Annotated in this window: 16 protein-coding genes and 1 pseudogene; 9 read left to right on the top strand and 8 right to left on the bottom strand. The window is 59.2% G+C overall.

All coding sequences use genetic code 11. The annotated features are described in order from the left end of the window. Window positions 1–84 precede the first annotated feature (84 nt). Window positions 85–1,323: an MFS transporter gene (locus CGK93_RS10265; protein ID WP_198318408.1), complete on the bottom strand. Its 1,239-nt coding sequence runs from the start codon at window positions 1,321–1,323 to the stop codon at window positions 85–87. 29 nt (window positions 1,324–1,352) lie between these two features. After that, window positions 1,353–2,204, bottom strand: a complete 852-nt coding sequence (locus tag CGK93_RS10260) for a dihydrodipicolinate synthase family protein (protein ID WP_332460080.1) — start codon at window positions 2,202–2,204, stop codon at window positions 1,353–1,355. Window positions 2,205–2,365: 161 nt separating this feature from the next. On the opposite strand from CGK93_RS10260, the gene pdxR reads away from it, so the two are divergent. The 4 genes and pseudogenes from pdxR (at window position 2,366) to ribA (ending at window position 5,192) form a co-directional block, all read left to right on the top strand. Further along, a complete protein-coding gene (gene pdxR / locus CGK93_RS10255) occupies window positions 2,366–3,763 on the top strand; it encodes a MocR-like pyridoxine biosynthesis transcription factor PdxR (protein WP_089594733.1) in 1,398 nt (465 codons plus the stop codon). Window positions 3,764–3,909: 146 nt separating this feature from the next. Further along, entirely contained in the window at window positions 3,910–4,224 is a 315-nt protein-coding gene (locus CGK93_RS10250) for a DMT family transporter (RefSeq protein ID WP_089594732.1), read from the top strand. Then, window positions 4,194–4,436 (top strand): annotated as a pseudogene (locus CGK93_RS24615) (DMT family transporter); the annotation flags it as partial. The gene CGK93_RS10250 and the pseudogene CGK93_RS24615, both read left to right, overlap by 31 nt. 9 nt (window positions 4,437–4,445) lie before the next feature. Continuing rightward, the gene (gene ribA, locus CGK93_RS10245) at window positions 4,446–5,192 is read left to right on the top strand and encodes a GTP cyclohydrolase II (protein ID WP_232481603.1); all 747 of its coding nucleotides are present in this window, start codon (window positions 4,446–4,448) and stop codon (window positions 5,190–5,192) included. 184 nt (window positions 5,193–5,376) lie between these two features. Here ribA and CGK93_RS10240 read toward each other — a convergent pair whose 3' ends face one another. Then, window positions 5,377–6,207 carry a nucleoside hydrolase gene (locus CGK93_RS10240; protein ID WP_232481602.1) on the bottom strand — a complete coding sequence of 277 codons (831 nt, stop codon included), beginning with the start codon at window positions 6,205–6,207 and terminating at the stop codon, window positions 5,377–5,379. Window positions 6,208–7,174: 967 nt separating this feature from the next. Continuing rightward, window positions 7,175–8,791, bottom strand: coding sequence for an APC family permease (locus tag CGK93_RS10235; protein WP_089594730.1), 1,617 nt, complete (start codon window positions 8,789–8,791; stop codon window positions 7,175–7,177). Window positions 8,792–9,935: 1,144 nt separating this feature from the next. Here CGK93_RS10235 and CGK93_RS10230 point away from each other — a divergent pair. Further along, window positions 9,936–10,394, top strand: coding sequence for a hypothetical protein (locus CGK93_RS10230; RefSeq protein ID WP_089594729.1), 459 nt, complete (start codon window positions 9,936–9,938; stop codon window positions 10,392–10,394). A gap of 70 nt (window positions 10,395–10,464) precedes the next feature. Beyond that, a complete protein-coding gene (locus tag CGK93_RS24610; RefSeq protein ID WP_089594728.1) occupies window positions 10,465–10,944 on the top strand; it encodes a TSUP family transporter in 480 nt (159 codons plus the stop codon). Between the two features lie 460 nt (window positions 10,945–11,404). Here the strand turns inward: CGK93_RS24610 and CGK93_RS10220 are convergent, their stop codons facing one another. The 3 genes from CGK93_RS10220 to CGK93_RS10210 form a co-directional block, all read right to left on the bottom strand. Next, window positions 11,405–12,085, bottom strand: a complete 681-nt coding sequence (locus tag CGK93_RS10220) for an aspartate/glutamate racemase family protein (protein WP_089594727.1) — start codon at window positions 12,083–12,085, stop codon at window positions 11,405–11,407. Between the two features lie 89 nt (window positions 12,086–12,174). Beyond that, the gene (locus CGK93_RS24605; RefSeq protein ID WP_442857043.1) at window positions 12,175–12,666 is read right to left on the bottom strand and encodes an NUDIX domain-containing protein; all 492 of its coding nucleotides are present in this window, start codon (window positions 12,664–12,666) and stop codon (window positions 12,175–12,177) included. A 450-nt stretch (window positions 12,667–13,116) separates the two neighbouring features. Continuing rightward, a complete protein-coding gene (locus CGK93_RS10210; RefSeq protein ID WP_157731719.1) occupies window positions 13,117–13,881 on the bottom strand; it encodes an SDR family NAD(P)-dependent oxidoreductase in 765 nt (254 codons plus the stop codon). 207 nt (window positions 13,882–14,088) lie between these two features. On the opposite strand from CGK93_RS10210, the gene CGK93_RS10205 reads away from it, so the two are divergent. The 3 genes from CGK93_RS10205 to CGK93_RS10195 are packed head-to-tail and all read left to right on the top strand — an operon-like array spanning window position 14,089 to window position 15,973. Then, a complete protein-coding gene (locus CGK93_RS10205; protein WP_089594724.1) occupies window positions 14,089–15,210 on the top strand; it encodes an LLM class flavin-dependent oxidoreductase in 1,122 nt (373 codons plus the stop codon). Further along, window positions 15,207–15,596, top strand: a complete 390-nt coding sequence (locus tag CGK93_RS10200) for a cupin domain-containing protein (RefSeq protein WP_089594723.1) — start codon at window positions 15,207–15,209, stop codon at window positions 15,594–15,596. Before CGK93_RS10205 ends, CGK93_RS10200 begins: the two co-directional genes overlap by 4 nt. Further along, window positions 15,596–15,973: a nuclear transport factor 2 family protein gene (locus CGK93_RS10195; protein WP_089594722.1), complete on the top strand. Its 378-nt coding sequence runs from the start codon at window positions 15,596–15,598 to the stop codon at window positions 15,971–15,973. The genes CGK93_RS10200 and CGK93_RS10195 overlap by 1 nt, the downstream gene beginning before the upstream one ends. 459 nt (window positions 15,974–16,432) lie before the next feature. Here CGK93_RS10195 and CGK93_RS10190 read toward each other — a convergent pair whose 3' ends face one another. Continuing rightward, complete coding sequence (locus CGK93_RS10190) at window positions 16,433–17,539, bottom strand: MFS transporter (protein WP_332460089.1); 1,107 nt, start codon at window positions 17,537–17,539, stop codon at window positions 16,433–16,435. Window positions 17,540–17,587: the final 48 nt, after the last annotated feature.

Below are 17,587 nucleotides of genomic sequence, written 5' to 3'. Positions count from 1 at the left end.
CCAACGCACAAAGCCCGCCAAACTGCGCCGCAACAATGGTTGGCGGCCGATTGGCGGGCTACGAGGCGTTCCCCCGTCCTGATGCTAGGAGGTGAATTTCGGGTAACGCTTTTGCTCGCGATGACGGTCAAGGACCGATGCCAACATGGCAACACCGATAAGGCCGGCTGCGAGGAACAACGGAAGCTGGATTGCTGGTGCGATGATAGCCCCCGCCAAAGCTGTGCCAGCTGACCCCGCAGTGATTTTCAAGGCTCCAATCCAAACAAAAACCTGGCCGCGAACCGCCGCTGGGGCGTATTCACTGCGAGCTGCCAAAGTAGCTGCAAAGAAGTAGGAGTTGAGGACCCCTGCAACGGAGTATGCTGCGACAGCTACAGGAAACACGCCCGCGACGGCGGCACCACACAGAGCAGCCCCCACGGCAGCTCCCAGCCAGGTCATCAAGGGGTCCGCATCGGTTCGCATGGGCCTGATCATCACCCCGGCGGAACCTATAAGACCACCGAGCCCGTAGGCTGCCGTCAGAACACCCGCTGCGGCCGGTTCAACCCGAAGTTCACCCGTGGAGGCGACCGCGGTAATAGGCAATGCCGCCACGGACAGGGCGACGGCGACCGTCAGGTAGAGCGTGCGGCGTAAAGGGCCGTTGGAGACCATCATCCGCAAAGTCGCGCCTGGGCGAGGAACCTCCGAGGGTACGGCCGCCGGAGGCGAATACGGCAAAAGCCTGACCATTGCGGCCGCGACGAAAGTCGATCCGGCAAGGATCAACGCTGCCACGGCAGGATTCGCCCACGCGGAGACAGCCGCAACCAACGACGGCCCGATGGTCCCTCCGATACCGTACGTGGCAACGTCCCACCCCTGCGCACGACGCTGACTGATCCTGTCGCTTCCGGCAATCGCAGCCAGCCGGCTACTGATACCACCTGTCAAAAGGGGACCAACCAGCCCCGACGCTATGAGCAGCAAGGCAGGGACTATCGGCCACGTGACCGGATACAGAAGAACGGCGGCTGCCAGCGTCACCCCGTGCGCCATGCAGGCCAAAGCGATCACCGTTCGGCCGTCACGGGCAGTGTCCAGACGCCTGGCGATGAGGGGACCGAAGAGATGCGGTGCGGTGATGCAGGCGCCGAGAACTCCGGCAAGCCAACCAGGGGCTCCACTGGTTGTCACGAGCAGGACGATCGCGACGACGGCACCGCCGTCGGCGCTACGGGCGAGCGTGGCGGCCAGGACATACCGGGCAAGGCCCCCACGAGCGGTGGCCCTCCCCAAAACTTGGTCGAGCTGGATGCTGCCGTCGGGACGACTCACGACTCTCTCCGCGAAGAACCCGACATCGGTTAGGCCTCCAACCCAATGGCGCCTATGGCCTCGCCCAGCTTGCTTCGTCCTTCGCTGTCCAGGCCTCGCAGCGGACGCGGCAGCGCCCCGGATGGAATCAATCCGAGATCCTCGGCGAGGGCCGCAGTGACACGAAGGCTTCCATAGGTACGGAACAGCGACCACAACGGTTCCAGCTCGGCGGACGCCTCAAGTGCCAGGGCCCGCCGCCCAGCTGTGGCGTGATCCACAATGGTCCTGGCCTGATGTGGGAGCACCCCTGCGATCACCGAATACCAGAGGTCACAACCGGCGAGCAGGGCTTCAGCTGCCACCCAGTCCCCGCTGATACCCACCGACGTTCCTTCCGGCAGACCTGAGCGGAGCTTGCCCAGTCTGGAAGCCATCACGTCCGTGCCGGGCGGCGGGATCTTGATCGACGCGATTCCGGCGATCCGGGCGATGCGGGCGTGCAGGTCATCAGAGAAAGTGAAGCCGGTTGTGCCCGGGTTGTCGTAGACAACGATGGGAAGTGGCGATTCGGCAGCAACGTCTTCGTACAAGCCAAACACTTCCGCCTCGGTCAGGCGCTGGTAGGAAACCGGGGCAAGGAGCAATGCCGAGGCTCCGGCGGAGTGGGCGTCCTCGGCCAGCACCAGCACGTCCCGGGTGCGTACTGCCCCAACGCCGGCGAGAACCGGAACGCCGTCAGCAGCACCCACTGCCGTCTCAAGGACAGCTCGGCGTTCATCACGTGACAGGTAGGCATAGTTGCCCGTCGAGCCAAGTACACCCAGGGAGTCCACTCCGGCCTGGGCCGCGCGGTTCACCAACTTGGCCACGGCGTCGAGATCGACGTTTTCGCCGGTCATGGGTGATAGAGGGAATGCACTAAGGCCGTTGAACACGGAATCCTGCTTTCATTTGGCTTTGCGGGGTAAGGGCCCGACTGAGCGGAGATGGGTACGTGTTTCATGCTGCCAAATCTCTTGGTCCTACACTAGGTCCAAGAATCACTAACTCTGGAGGTCCAATGAGCGAGGCCGAAATACCCATCGAACTGAACAGGCAAAGCGCTGTATCCCTGACCGCACAGGTGGCCAGTGAACTGCGCGACGCTATCCTGAGCGGACTTCTTCGGGCAGAGCACACGCTTCCAGCGACCCGCCGACTCGCCACGGATTTGGGCGTATCACGAGGTGTCGTGGTTCGCGCGTTTGAGCAGCTGTCCGGAGAAGGGTTCCTGGAAAGCAACGGAGCAGGCGGGACGAAAGTGGCTGTCCGCCCGGACCTTCAGGCACTCCCCATCCAGGAAAAAGAGCCAAGCAGCAACCCAACCGAGCAGGACGTCATTGACCTGACCCCGGGCAGACCATCCGGTTCGCCATTCAAGGACAGGGAATGGCGAAGCGCCTGGAAAGCCGCCTTGTCCGAAGAGGGAAACACTCATCTGCCGCCAGCGTTGGGAACCTGGGCGCTAAGGGAAGCTGTCGCTCGGCACCTGGCAGTATCGCGAGGGCTCTCCGTCGAACCCGAGAACGTGATCATTACTGCCGGCACCAGTGATGCTCTGCAATTGATGGTGGCTATGCTCCGAGGAAAGCGGGAAAATCCGCGAATCCTGGTTGAGGATCCAGGCTACCCCACGGCTCGCCGCGTCCTGATAGCCGCCGGAGCACAGCTCGTCACAGTCCCAGTGGATGAGAACGGTCTGAAAAGTTCACAGCTGGCCGCACTCACGGACATTCCGGATGCAGTCCTTGTTACTCCCAGCCACCAGTACCCCTTGGGTGGCAGGATGGCCGTCCAGGAACGGCTGGGGCTGCTGAAATGGGCTGACCAGCACGGTGTTCTCGTCCTGGAAGATGACTACGACAGCGAATTCAGGCACACCAGGATGCCCCTTCCTGCCGTCGCTTCCCTGCCGGCCAACGCCGAGGTAGTGCTGGTGGGAACATTCTCGAAGAACCTGAGCCCATGGCTACGCTGCGGCTATCTGGCAGTACGCGGGGATGCCGGCCGTCAGCTAAAAGCAGCACGCGAAGCCCTCGACACCCCGGTGGCCGGAATCCTGCAATCAGCCCTTGCCCACTACATTCACGGCGGCGGGCTCTCAAGGCACATCACCCGAGCCCGCCGGGAATACTCCCACCGCCGTTCCCTGCTCATTGAGCGCCTGGGTTCCCGGGAGGACCTGGACCTCGCAGCCCTCGACGGAGGATTGCATGCGGTCATCCGCTTCGAACAACCCTACGCGGCGGACCTGGCAGCGAATGCGCTGAAGCTGGGAGTACGCGTGATCCCCCTGGCGGGATACTACGCTGACCGCGCACCCTCGAACGGCTTGGTCATCGGCTATGGTGCGGTCTCCGACACTCAGTTGGCTCAGGCGCTACACATCCTTGGAAAACTCTTGGACGGCGCCGGGTAGCGACGTAAGCGGCTAGGCCCTCCGGAAGATACACGCGCAAAGTAGTGCATTTGACTGCCCTAATAGTGCATAATTAAATCCGTACTACACAATTCACTCGCACAGCAGTCGTGCTAATCAGGGATCATCTCAGCAAGGAAAAGCTAATGGCGTGGCTCGTATTAATCGTCTCCGGTGTGCTCGAAGCAGTCTGGGCAACCGCACTGGGAGCATCCGACGGCTTCAAACGCAAGCTCCCAACTTTCATCTTCGTCGGGTCCATGACCATCAGCATGGCAGGCCTGGCCTATGCAATGACCGAGCTTCCCACCGGCACTTCCTACGCTGTCTGGGTGGGTATCGGCGCGGTCCTGACAGCCGTGCTCGCCGTCCTCCGGAAGCAGGAGCGCCTCTCCCTGGCACGCACCGCCCTCCTAGCAGCCCTGATCGGATGCGTCATTGGACTGAAGGTGGTCAGCTAATGCACTGGATAGTTCTTCTTGCCAGCGCCGTACTCGAAGCCGTGTGGGCAACAGCCCTGGGGCAGAGCGAAGGTTTCACTGCGCCACTTCCAACAGTCGTGTTTGCCGTGGGGCTCATACTGAGCATGCTCGGCTTGGGCTACGCTGCGAAACGCATCCCCATCAGCACGGCCTACGCAGTATGGACTGGGACCGGCGCGGCCCTGACTGTAACTTGGGCCATGATCACGGGCAACGAGACACCGACCGTGCTACGCATACTTTTCCTCGCGGGAATTGTGGCTTCTGTGATCGGTTTGAAGCTTGTACCCGCCAAACCGGCCCTACCTATGGAAAATGTCGAGATACCAGCCGCTGTACGAAACCGCGTCACTGTGCCGTTGCAATTCTCGGACGGCTTCACAGCCACGGCCACTGTCTTCACCTTCAATGGCTTGGCTGACAGCAAGGAACACCTGCTACTAGCGTTCGGAGATTGGGAGCAGACCCCGTCCAGTCCCGTGCCGTTAGTACGAATTCATAGTGAGTGCTTAACCGGCGATGTCTTCGGTAGCCAACGGTGCGACTGCGGGCCCCAACTCCGCGAAGCCGTGGAACAACTTTCACAAGCTGGCGGCTTCCTGCTTTACCTCCGGCAAGAAGGGCGCGGCATTGGGCTCTATCCCAAAATCGATTCCTATGCGCTCCAAGACGAAGGTCTGGACACTTTCGAAGCAAACCTCGCCCTCGGGCATGAGGAGGATGCTCGAGAATATTTCCCGGCTGTGCAAATGCTGCGCGCAGTCAGTGTTGACCAGATCAAGCTCCTGAGCAACAACCCCGAAAAGGCTCGCCAGCTGGAGAGTCACGGCCTCGAAGTAACGGAGCGGGTACCTACTGGCGTGCACATCACGGCCAGCAATCACCGATACCTGATCTCCAAACGCGACCATGCCGGCCACACCATACAGATCCCGCCCGCCCACTAAGGTAACGCAGTGAGTGGCCTGTCTCACCACCATCCCAACATAGGGCACGCCCAGGCACACTGCACTTCTCCCTGCGGAAACTTGGCGTCGCAGCCCGACGTCGATGTGGGCCGCAGCAGCAACAAGGAGGCCCGCCTGATTGTTTTTCAGCCGGGCGTCTGGCATTGGTGGCAGTGTCGGGAACCTATTTACGCATACTAAGGCGTGCGAAGAAATCCGAGATGATTAGCCTGGTGTCCACCGATGTGTAAATCCTTCGGTAGGGCACTGCGCTTGTCTCTTCGTATGTGCACGTAATGTCATCCAATGCCGTCACGATAAGGGGGGCGTTGTCCCCAAGGCACCACAAGGGGCCAAACTTGACGAAATCGGGAACTTCCAGGCTGTTGAACCGTTCCCAGAGCCACGTACCCACAGGTCCCCCGTTCCGGAGTGAGTAATCGAGTTCCGCAACAGATATGACCACTTTTCGGTATGTCTCAGAAGGAAACTGCCATACTGCGAGTTCCTGATTGTCGAGGACGAAACGTGCAGCTGCCGCGTCTGTGAAGTAGTTGTACTCCTCCTCATCGTCGCCCCTGGCCGAGCCCCCGACCCACACGAGGGTGAACATGGAAGCTATATCCGGCTGCAGGAGGAGTGCGTCGGCAACATTTGTGAGCGGTCCGGCGCACACCAGGATTACTCGAGTATGTCCGGGTGCCTTGACTGCGGAAATGATGGCGCGGGCAGCAGCAGTCTCTCGGGCCTGGCCGTCGAAGGGGGCATCAGGGCCGGCGTGCACGGATGCGGGTTCATGGGGCTTCAGAACACTGAGCAGGTCCTCAGCAAGATCCGCGCCGAGCTTCGCCATGCCCTCCGGGGGCCCGAACATCGGATTAGTTAGCGAGCTGGTGATCGCGACCAATTCGTTGGCCGGCGATAGCGCATGGTGCGCCAGCCCGAGGAGTCCGTCCGGGTCACCCGCCCAGTCGTTGTCGAGAATGAGACGGCAGCGCGGTTCTACAGCGATCATATTCATGCTCCGAACCGCCCACCACAGCAAACGCCTCCAGGACATCTTGGCGCACTTCTTCTAGCAGGACGGACGCTACTCCTGCACATAGGGGTGCGGTCTAGTTTGGATAAAAACCTTGCCATTGCTTTCCTTTGATACGTGTGCCGATGCGGATCCACAGCCCCCTTGGCACAGTGCCAAGGACTCGCGCTCTGGAGAGTCTGGGCGTCGCCAGCCTCCCTTGAACCCTTCTGTTTCGCGGACGTCTTCGGAGACGCAATTTCATTCTTTGGAAAGATTTCGGCAAGGCTGGGCATTGCGATTGGATGTAATTGAGTCCCTCACGGGCCTTGGACCTGCTAAAGAGAACTCCCGCCGCGCATCGGACAGGACTTCGCCGCCCCTGACTGACAAGTAGGAGACGACCTCTGCAGCGATGGAGGATGAACGTACCCCGAAAGCAGACAATACGACGTATGGTGCCGCCGCCACAGGCGGGGCAGTTCGTAGAGGTTATCCACGGCTACTTCATGCCAAGGAGCTACCCGCCGCCTCCCGCCCATTCGGCGCTGGGAGCCACCGTGAAATTGAGACGACGCCGACACACGCTCATCCGTGGAACGCGACATATCACCCGTTATCGGCGTTCATCCGGATCGTTCAGTAGATGAAAGAGTCTCGCATTGAGCGGTGTTACTAGTTAGATGAACGACTGCACCTTGTTGCCCGCCTCGTGATGCCGTAGGCGCCGCACTGAACTGCGGATTCCGCGTCTTCGTTGCCTTGCAGGATGAGCCTGCTGCAGCTGTAGCCCGCCTTCCGGCTTGTCCACAGCGCCCGTATGGTGACCGGCTTGAGTTCGCGTATCTTACTTTTACTCAACTAGAAAGGGCGCTTGTCCCGCCGCGGTACGGGGGACAAGCGCCCTGTGAAGACTTCTTGATGATGCGAACTTAACTACTTAGCTCTGTTCAAGAAGCAGTGATTACGCCTCGGTGCTGGCCTTTTCGGAGCTAGCGGTGGAGGTATTGGTTCGACGCCCGATCCGGGCATAGATTTCGGGTCGTTTGGCACGGAAGATCAGCGCCAGCGCGATTCCGATTACACCTACCCCCCAGACGCTTCCCTGAAGAATGACGGCAAGTGGGCCTGAGCCGCCCGTCAGTGTTGAGAAGTTTGCAATTGCGATAACGAAGAGGGTTCCCATTGCCAGAATGGATATCCCTGGGGCTACAACGGCAACCCATTTGTTGACGGAGTGTGAGCGACGCTTGCGCCAGAAGTAGACGAAGACGGCGAGGCTCACAAGCGTGAAGAGCAACAAGTAGGCGTAGCCGCCGGTTCCACCAAGCTGGCCGTAGAGGAGCGAAGGATCTGATCCGGCAAGCACGAACGGAATCGCGAGAGCCAGGAAAAGCACCGTGGCAGCGATTGCTGCGATGAAAGGAGAATTGTGACGAGGGTGAACGGTGGCGAGTTGACGCGGCAGAACTCGGTCGACGCCAAGGGAGAAAATGTAGCGCGACAAGATGCTGTGAATCGACACCCCACCCGCGAAGCTCGAGGTCAGGATCATTACGTTAGTGATATCTACCATCAACTGGCCTGCGGAACCAGCAAGGGCATTAGTGAACATGTGCGCCGGATCACTCGTGGCCAGCTCAATTGCCTTGTCGCCGCCAAAGTAGGAGATGAGCGCCCACGATGAGAGGGCGTAGAAGGCTCCAACGAAGAGCACAACAGCTACTGAAGCACGACCGATCGTTCGAGCCGGGTTACGAACTTCTTCACGAAAGACGGCTGTGCCCTCGAAGCCGTTGAACAACAGGATCGCGAAAAGTATCCCAATGCCCCATGAGGCTCCCCCGCCCGAGAGTGAACTCAATGAGAACGGGGCAGCCGAGACGCCTCCGGTGGGTGATGTTCCGCCGGCGAATACTGCGAAATCGAATATGACGACGATCAAGATCTCGATGGCCATCGCTACCAGGAGTACTTTTGCCGACACCTCGATGTGGAAGTATCCGAAGATGCTGACCAGAATCAGCATTGCCAGCGCATACCAGTAAGGACTCACGTCGGGTCCACCACGATCGACGACGAAACCCGCGGCCACAATGCCGAAGAAGATGAAGCAGGCCAGGCCGAGAAATGCGTAAGTCAGCGTTGCAACAAAGCCGGTTCCGAGTCCTACCACGCGCCCTAGACTGGCACCTACATATGAGTAAAAGGCCCCCGGGTTGGGCATGTGGTGGCCCATTGCTACGAATCCAATGGAGAAGATGAGCACCACAACCGTGGCGGCCAACATCAGGAGCGGTGCTCCCTCACCCCCATAGACGATCAGGATGGAGACCCAGCCCGCCACCGTAACGAGCGGTGACACGAAAGCCATGACGAGGGCAAAGAGGCGGAAGGTTCCCATTGATCCGCTAAGACCAATTTGTGTTGAGCCGGCTTCAGCTTTTCCTGGAGCTTCGAGTGTGAGCGTGGTAGCTGGCTTCATTTTGCCCTGCCCCTGAACGTCTTGTGCGGTCCAGCGCGACCCATTTGGGATCAAGTAAGCACCGTTTTCAGGTGCTGAGCTGCCTGGATTTTTCATAGTGTAAAACTCCGGTGTGTATCGGGTCGAGGCCACGCATTTGTAGTGCGCGGCGCTTCAGGGAGCCTCCGCTCCGCTGAAGGAAAGGACCCTTCCTTGGCCATTCGTGGATCCTCTGAGGGGAGGAGAAGTAGAACCTTGGCAATGTTAGTTAGCACCCGACATTCCGCCGCCAGATCCTCCTTGCGGAGTATCAGCCTGGCTGCTGCCTTAGCCTGATGGGTCAGAGTTCACCCGCAAACCCGGTGATACAACGTCGTTGATAAGCATGACGCTCTGCCCTGAGCTCAGACCGACGTGCTTTGTGGGGATGCGTGCGTTTTCCTAGCCGTGAATTAAAGTGTCCTCGATCACCCTTTAGGCGGCCACTGTGCTTGAACACAATTTATCTGATGTGGACTAGAGCTTCCTATAGGTGCCTGCTGGGGGCGGCTGTCACCTCCAGTGCTCCCGCCGTACGGATCCCAGAGTGCTTTTGTGCTGTGTCGTGATGAAGTCCACGGTTGATGCCTTCGTTATCGTCGCCTCAGGCATGGCGCTGACGATCAAGTCAGCGCTGAAGTCGTAGCAGGTATTTCATATGCCTCAACAACCCGAGGACCCAGCCTCTTATTCGCTGCTAATTGAACTGCCTGGTTGACTCCGAGACCGTATAAGTATGTGTCGAAGTGCGGAACGGGCGCCTGTTGAACTCTGCCTGAATCAGTCAGTCGCCCAGGCACCTAAATGGAATGAGTAGATTTTGGATGGTGACAACGGTGTCAGCGAGTCAGTGTTGGAGATGCTCAGGGAGTTGAAGACCGGAGATCGGTTACAAGCCTGGCATAGGGGAAAGATTTATCACACAGGCAGGGTACTCCGGACTTATCCAGCGCTTGGGCTAGTAGTCCTACGTACGCCAACACGAGAGGTCCGTTTGATTGACGCCCACGTCCTGGAGATCGTTGGGATAGCAAGCCAAAAGTACAGTCACGTATAGGCGCCTGCTCGTCCGCCACATGCCATGCTGCGATGCTTCGCATACTGTCGCCAGCACTAAGCGCGGCCTCTCAGCATCTGGCAGCTTCGACAACCGCTCAAATTCACGCACTGATGGTTCAGTGGCGCATTCCCTAACGACGCGTCCCAACTTTTAGGAGTTCTGATGGACAAATCTTCCTCTACTATCCAAGAAGACGAGCACACCAGCGCCGGTACGGCCTTCGCCTACAACACAGACCCCTGGGGCAGGCTGGAAACCAGATTACATCGCCACCTCAAAGCATTTCCGCACGACGCCCGTGGCGCCAGACGCCGTATGCAAACCCCTTATGAGAAGGGGGACGAGCTTCAGAGCGACGACTGGGCGCTTCTGGAAGAGGGCATCTACGTCCTTGTAGAGCGGGATAACGGTCCGGTTCTTGGCGGCGAGGTCGACGAATTAACCCGCGATGCGTCTGTCGTTTGGATATGGCTCGATGGTGGACGTGGGCGCATAGCCCTGTTCAGGGATGAGGGAACGCGAGTTTGGATGCCCAAAGGATATGAGTTCCCGGCTTTGGACGGGATCTCAAGAGATTCCTTGGATGAGGGAGCAGCTGTTGAAGGCGGCGGCCGTCCCTGAGCACCGCCAAGTACTTCCAGTGCCGGCAACTCCCCCACGAGACTGGTAGCACAAAGGGAGCTGCCTCTCCATGACCATCGAGCAAATCGTGCTTGTCTGCGCCGCAGTCTGGCTCGGCGCTGCTACCCAACGCATAACCGGACTGGGGTTCGCCTTAGTTGCCGCACTATTTCTCGTGCTGGTGATCGGCCCGGCCGAGGGCGTCTCACTCGAAAATGCTCAATCCGCTGCGCTGTGCCTAACTGTCGTAGCCACAACTTGGCGAAGTATCCAGTGGCGCCGGGTGCTGACGATGTTCATTCCGGCCCTGGCAGGTATCCGGCTTGGCGCCCTTATGGCTTCTTCCGTTTCCGCCACAACTCTCCTTCTCGGAGTAGGAAGCATTTCCGTTGCTGCAGTCTTGGCAGTGATCCTAGGCCGTAGAAGGGCACTACTTCCGGGACTGCCAGGCGCACTCATCGCCGGGGCACTGTCGGGTTTCATGACCACCACGGCCGGATTGGGGGCCCATGGTAGCCGTCCACTCGGCGTCCGAGCGTTGGCCCCGTGAAGAATTTGTAGGCACCGCGCAAGTATTCCTCTTGGGCGTAAACACTCTTTCCCTAGCAGCAAAAGGGCTACCCGCAAACAGTGCCCCCTATGCGCTGGGTATCATCCCTGGCAGCAGTAGCCCTAGGGCAGGAACAGGACATTTCCTGAGTCCGTTCATCCCCCAGAAAGCGGGCAATACACTCGTTCTCGGCCTAGCCCTGACGGGCAGCTGTACAGCGGTCCTTCGGGGCTTGCTTAGCGGATAACAGTGCAGCTCAGCAGGGGATAGTTTGTTTCCTGTCGTTGGTGCGCTTTCTCCGAAGGCGGCGGGTCCATGGCGTTGACGTATCACCTCAGCTTTTATTGAGGCGGACTGGCGGAGCACGTCCTCGGCCTACGTGCTTCGCCAATGACCTGATGAGCGATCACCGTGAAATGAAGCAGCTCCGAGTCAAGTCGGAACGGCGGCCAGGTGCCGGTTAGGCGACAGAACTGCGTGTGAGGTGCTCAGCAAGGTGCTCTACGCCCAGTCGGGGGCTGGAAAGGACCTTGACCTTAGACCTTTCCTCGATGACCCCGGCCAAACGGTTCATGGATGCCTGAGCGAGCACGATCATGTCCGTGGTCCTGGCAAGATCTGTCGCTTGCTCTATGACAATGGCATCGTGTTTGTCCCGGTCCCCGGACATGAGAACAGAAAAAGCCCCTTCGCAGAGCCTCTGTTCAATGGACGTCACTCGACCCATTTCATCAGCTTTCGTCCGAATGAGGTCAGATGTCGGGCCCAGGGTGGTCGGTACTGTGGCAAGGACACCGATTCGATTGCCATCTCGGGCGGCGATTGTTGCCATCGCTTCATCAATCTTTATGACTGGCGTGTCGACATTCCGGGCCGCTGTATCCAGAGCAGGGCCCAGAGAGGAGCAGGCAGAAAAGATGATGTCCGCGCCCGCCGCTTCAGCGGCTTGGGCCAGATGGACCATCCGTGCTTCGCTCTGTGACGAGATGCCTCCTTCGCGCACTACTGTCGCTAGAACGTCGGAGTCAACAAAATGAATAATTTCGGCTTCAGGAATAAGTTCCGCTATGAGGTCGGTAATGATGGGTTCGACTGACACGAACACGAAGCTGGTGTGCAAGATCGCGATCTTCTTAGACATGGAAACTACTCCTAAATTCAAGGTTCGTTAGAAACGTGCTGTGGCTAAAACGGGATGCTTTGCAGCGCCCAGCGGTGTCGGTTAGCGGTCTAGGCTGACTGCTTCCTTAATGAGGCTGCTCGGGGACCAAACCCCGCGGCTCCCTGGACATGGAAGCCAGTTGCTTCCAACACCTGATCCAACCAGTAGGCGCGGTTGGAAAAGCGCTTGACCTTGCTAGGTGGCGTCCAACGGTAGGCCTCATGCTCCCAGTCGATCTCGAGTCGGCGGGTACATGTGACTGCCGTAAATGTATGTACGAGCCACGGTGCACCGCTGCCGTCTCTCATCATCAGTTTCGGACCGGATCGAAGTTCGGAAATATCTGACTGTTCCAAGCCGGTTTCTTCCCGCAACTCCTCCATGGCCTGCTGCACGGGGGTGCGCCCTGGCTCCATATAGCCCGTAATGCAGTGCCATTGGCCGCTCTCATGGCGGAGGCTCTGACTACGTTTGAAGAGAGCGATCTTTGCCCGCCACTGAACGACCACAGCAACCACAGTGTGTCCCGCTGGGACCTCAGTCGCCTCAGCGGGGTGCATCGAGGCTACTGACCCTAGAGTCTGAGTTTTCATCGTCGTCCTTCGAGTACGTGAGAGGGTACGGTGGCGTGTCGAAGCAGGGCGTCGCTGCCGGTCTGATGGGTGCCAGTACCTTGGGCTTCTGCTCGCTCGAGAAACCGCAAGGATCTTGTGAATTTCCCGTTCCAACTTTTGTCCGGGAGCACATTAACGATGATGGACGGTATGGTCTGCTCTCACCATTAGCTCTACACATGAAAGACCGTCGAATCTCTATATGCCATGACAAGCAGGACGCCGAAGACACATGACGGCCAGCGCTTAAGCTGGGAGGACACTCCCCCGTGTCCCTGCCGTTGGCATCATGCGGATCATGAATACCTGCTACGAAAGGCTCCAGAGATAGGTGTGGCTCCAGAGCGGCGAGTAGATCGCCGGCCCTGAAGCCACCGTTGTACCTTGGGTTGGTGTTCAGGTCAGGTTGATGCCGCCGTCGACGAGGAGGTCGATTCCGGTGATGTACGAGGAATCATCCGAAGCCAGGAAGCTAACCGCTTTGGCGATCTCGGCGGGTTTGGCCATGCGGCGCATGGGAATCTTGGCCACGTCGTTGGCCACGCGTTCGGGGTCTGTCTTTTCGGCTGCTTCGATCTGCGCGGTGCGGACATAGCCGGGCGAGATCGAGTTCACGCGGATCCCGCGCGTGCCCAGGTTCATGGCCGCGTTCCTGGTGATCCCCAGCACGGCGGCCTTGGTCGTGACGTAGGCGACGGCACCGGTTTCGGTACCGCCGCGGTGCGCCCAGGACGAGGCGATGTTGATGATCGAGCCCGAACCGTGGGCAATCATCCCGGGAATGACCGCCTGCATCCCCAGCAGAATGCCTGTCTGGTTGATCCGGACGACCCGGTCCCACTCCTCGATGCCAATGTCGGACACGGCAGCGGGCGACCCGATGCCGGCATTGTTGACCAGAACGTTGACCGGACCCCAGCTCGGATCCATGCTGGCAATGACGGCGTCCCAGTCATCCTTGGATGAAACGTCGGCGTGCCGGTAGACAACCTTCAGCCCCTCAGCGGTGAGCTGCTCGGCAAGCATCTCCCCCTGCTCATCAAGGACATCCGTTCCAATAACCCGGGCACCTTCACGAGCAAGACGCTCGACATGCGCGGCACCCTGACCCTGCGCGGCACCGGTAACAAGCGCAACCGTGTTTTCCAATCGATTAACCATGTGAAAAGTGTCCCGCTCCCTAAGTGACGGCACCACTGTCCCAACATATGGAACCAACCTCTTCATTTAGATGAAGACACTAGTCCTATGCGCATCCACAAGCAGACAGCGAATGTTTGAGGTTTGCGCTAATTGTCCCTCTGGTGCCGCTCGGGGAGGTTAGTAGGACCACCATTCCAGCGTGCACTGAAGGGAATTTATACAGCTATGGAACTTGGATTCTTCAGCCCTCCGTATGCGCAAGCATACGTGGACGGAAAGCGGACACTGCAGGAAGTGATCGAGTGGGACCTTCAGGTGGCTCGATGGGCCGACGAATATGGTCTGGACGAGATCTTCTTTGCCGAACACCACACGATTGGGCACGAGCCGAACCCGGCTCCCGATCTCATGATTGCGGCAGCAGCGCGTGAAACTACGCGCCTTAAACTGGGGGCTGCGGCACACTTGCTCCCCTATCACAACCCCATCGCACTCGCGACCAGGCTGATGTACCTGGATCACATGACTGGTGGACGCTACATCGCAGGGTTCGCCCCGGGCTCGTTCCCAACCGACGCCCAGCTCTTCAACATCGAACTGGGAAATCCGAAGCGTTTCGACGAGGCAGTGGACGTCATCACGTCCATCTGGACCCGTCAGGGACCTTTTCGCCTTGAAGGCGAATTCTGGACCGTAGACATGCCGGCGCACTCCGACCAATGGAACGGCCCCCACCTCAAGCCCTTCCAGAACCCGCATCCAGAGGTCATGATGACGGGCGTCCAGCCCACTTCACCGACCTTCGTAGAGGCCGGTCGTCGAGGCTTCTCCCCCATGAGCCAGCAGGTAGGCATGGCCGCACTGCTCCAGCAGTGGGACACCTACGAACGAGCCGCCGTAGAAGCTGGCCACACGCCGGATCGCTCAAACTGGCGCGTCATGCGTGACGTGTTCGTTGCAGACACGGACGCTGAAGCGCGCAAGCTCTTCCTTGAAGGCCCTGCTGGCCGTACCTGGGAAGACCTTGTACTGCCGACATTCAGGGCAGTACGTGATCGTGGTGGCAAGAAGTACGCTCTCGGGGAGTTGCTTCTGGATCCTGGTATGACCATTGATGAACTGACGCTCGAGTGGATGGTGGACAACTTCTTCATCATCGGCTCGCCGGACACCGTCGTGGATAAGATCACCAAGTTCAATGACGAGCTCGGTGGCGTAGGGGCGCTTCTGTCGTTCACTTTCGACTACAGCCAAGACCCTGAGCCCTACCGCCGCCATCTTGAGCTCTTGGGCCGCGAAGTTCGGCCGAGGATCGCAGACCTCGGACCCCGAGGTGCCGCCGAATGACCGAAGAAGCCCTAGGCGTAATCGTCTACCGCGGTGCACCAGAGACCGAAGAGCTAACCCAGAGCCGCCCCCGCGTCCCCGCGCTGTCCGGCGCGCCAGTGGAGTCATTCCGGGTCCTGCATGCGGACGCAGGAGGGCGCAGTGGAGTGTGGGAGTGCACGCCGGGTCGATTCGACTCAGCACGCGAACATGACACGGAACTGATGCACTTCCTCTCCGGCAAGGGCACCATCACCAGCGCAGACGGAACCGTCCACGAGATAAAGCCGGGGGCCGTACTCATCGCTCCCCTCGGCTGGCGCGGCACATGGGATATCGAAGAGACGGTCCGGAAAATCTACACCATTTGGAACGTACCTACCGCAACTGAAACAGGAGAAAACTGATGACCACAGCCAGAGAACTTCAGACGTCCGTCTGGGACGCCGAGTGCAGGCGCGACCTTGAGGCGGTGCTGAGCCACTTCCACCCGGACGCCGTTTTCCATCCCGCAGGCGGACCCGCAAAGAAGGGGCACGATGCCATTCGAGAGATGACCGAGGAGTTCTACAGCGTCTACCCGGAACTCTCCATTGAAATCCTGAATGAATGGGGCAACGGAGAGTCCTCGGCGGTCTTTGAATTCCGCGTTAATCTGAAAGACAACGATGGGGGGGCCGTCACACTCGATGGTGTGATCCTCGTTGAAATCCAGGACGGCAAGTTTACGGCCGTCCGCTACTACGAAGATGCGCCGGTTCCCGTGGCAGCGGCCACCGTCTAAGCGTTGGCTTGAAGCACGAAAGGGTTGCGTCCGTTAGGACGCGGCCCTTTCGTGCTTAAACGTGAATCCGAAACGTCAGTCCTTGACTGGCGCAACATCGCAGCCCAGATCACTTTCAAACAATCAGAACCTTCAACGTCAGCCGTGCTGAAACGCAAGAGAAAAGTTGTGCAAAGGCATGACGCTGGGCCGCCAGTTTGCCCACAAACGTAAGCATATGCCGGCAGCTCCTTTACAGGAGTGGGAGGCTGCAGGTGAGAGGGTTGTTTGATCTCCATGTCGACCTCACCGGGATTCCCAGCCGGAAACTATGAGCAGGCGGCCCAAAGGTCGGCGGCGCCGCACGGCTTCGCACACGGAGGACGGCGGGCTCTTCCTGGATTGGATTTGCAGCTGATGATCCTCGATCATGTCCAGCAGCGAAATGTGGGCGGGATGCAGACACGCCTTGCGGAAGAACTAGGACCGCGACTCCCTGGGACCTGCCGGATATCCACTGCGCCTGCTGACGAAGATGATTGCGAGGGCGGCGGCAACTGGTATCGCTGCTGCCAGCGGCACCTGCTGGGGACCGAGCAAGGTCATGGCCATGGAACCGAAGGCTGATCCGATGCTGATGCCAAGCTGAATAGTCACAACGGAGAGACTGTTGGCTGCGTCTTTGTGTTCTCCACCGGCGCGCAGGATCGCTGCTTGGTTATAGATGCCCAGTGCTCCAAACGCTGCCCCCCAAAGGGCCACAAGAAGAGGTCCAGCTACCCCTATGCCGCCCAGCACTGGCAGCAGGCCGAAAGCGGTAACTAGCCCCGCGACAGTCCACAGAAGGGATCGTCTCGGGTAGGAATCCGCTGTCCGACCTGCAATCCAGATTCCTACCAGGCTTGCGCCTCCTACGAGGGACAGGAGTGCACCGGTGAATTCCTCAGGTAGACCGGTGGCATGGAGGAAAGGCGCAACGTAGGTGAAGAGTGTGAAATGGCCAAGCACTAGCAGCGGCCAAGCCGTGACGACCGCAACAACGCCTGGCAGTCTAAACGCCTTGAAAATCGACGGGCTTGTTTTGGTGTCCTTGTCATGTGCAGCAGGCAGCAGCCAGATGCATACCGCGGAAATGGCTAGTCCGATTCCTGCCAGGAGCAGGAATGACAGACGCCACGACATAATGGAGCCCATAAGTGTGCCCACTGGCGCGCCGGCGGTCAGAGCGACACTGTTGCCGGCAAAAACGATTGCCATTGCTTTGCCCACAGAAGCTTCCGGAACGATCCGTGCCGCGTATGGAGCAATGCCAACCCACAGCATCCCGTGCGCAATGCCGCCAAGTAGCCTGGCCGCCATGGCAAGTTCCAACGTTGGGCTGCATGCAAGGAGCACGTTACTTACCGCGAATGTAAACATGGTCGCGATCAGTAGGTTCTTCCGAGGAACTCGACCGCCCAACACCCGTGACAAGGGCAACGCTGTGAATACGATAACCAGTGCGTAGGCCCCTGTGAGGATGCCAACACTGGTTTCCTCAACCCTTAGGTCACGGCTGATCTGGGGGAGCAGTCCTGAAGGGAGCAACTCGGTGGTAACGGCAGTGAATGCCGCTGCGGAAAGCAGCAGAAGCCT

This window comes from Arthrobacter sp. YN (assembly GCF_002224285.1).
Taxonomy (GTDB): Bacteria; Actinomycetota; Actinomycetes; order Actinomycetales; family Micrococcaceae; genus Arthrobacter.
The sequence above is the reverse complement of the archived record's forward strand: the minus strand, read 5'-3'. Positions and strand labels throughout refer to the sequence as shown.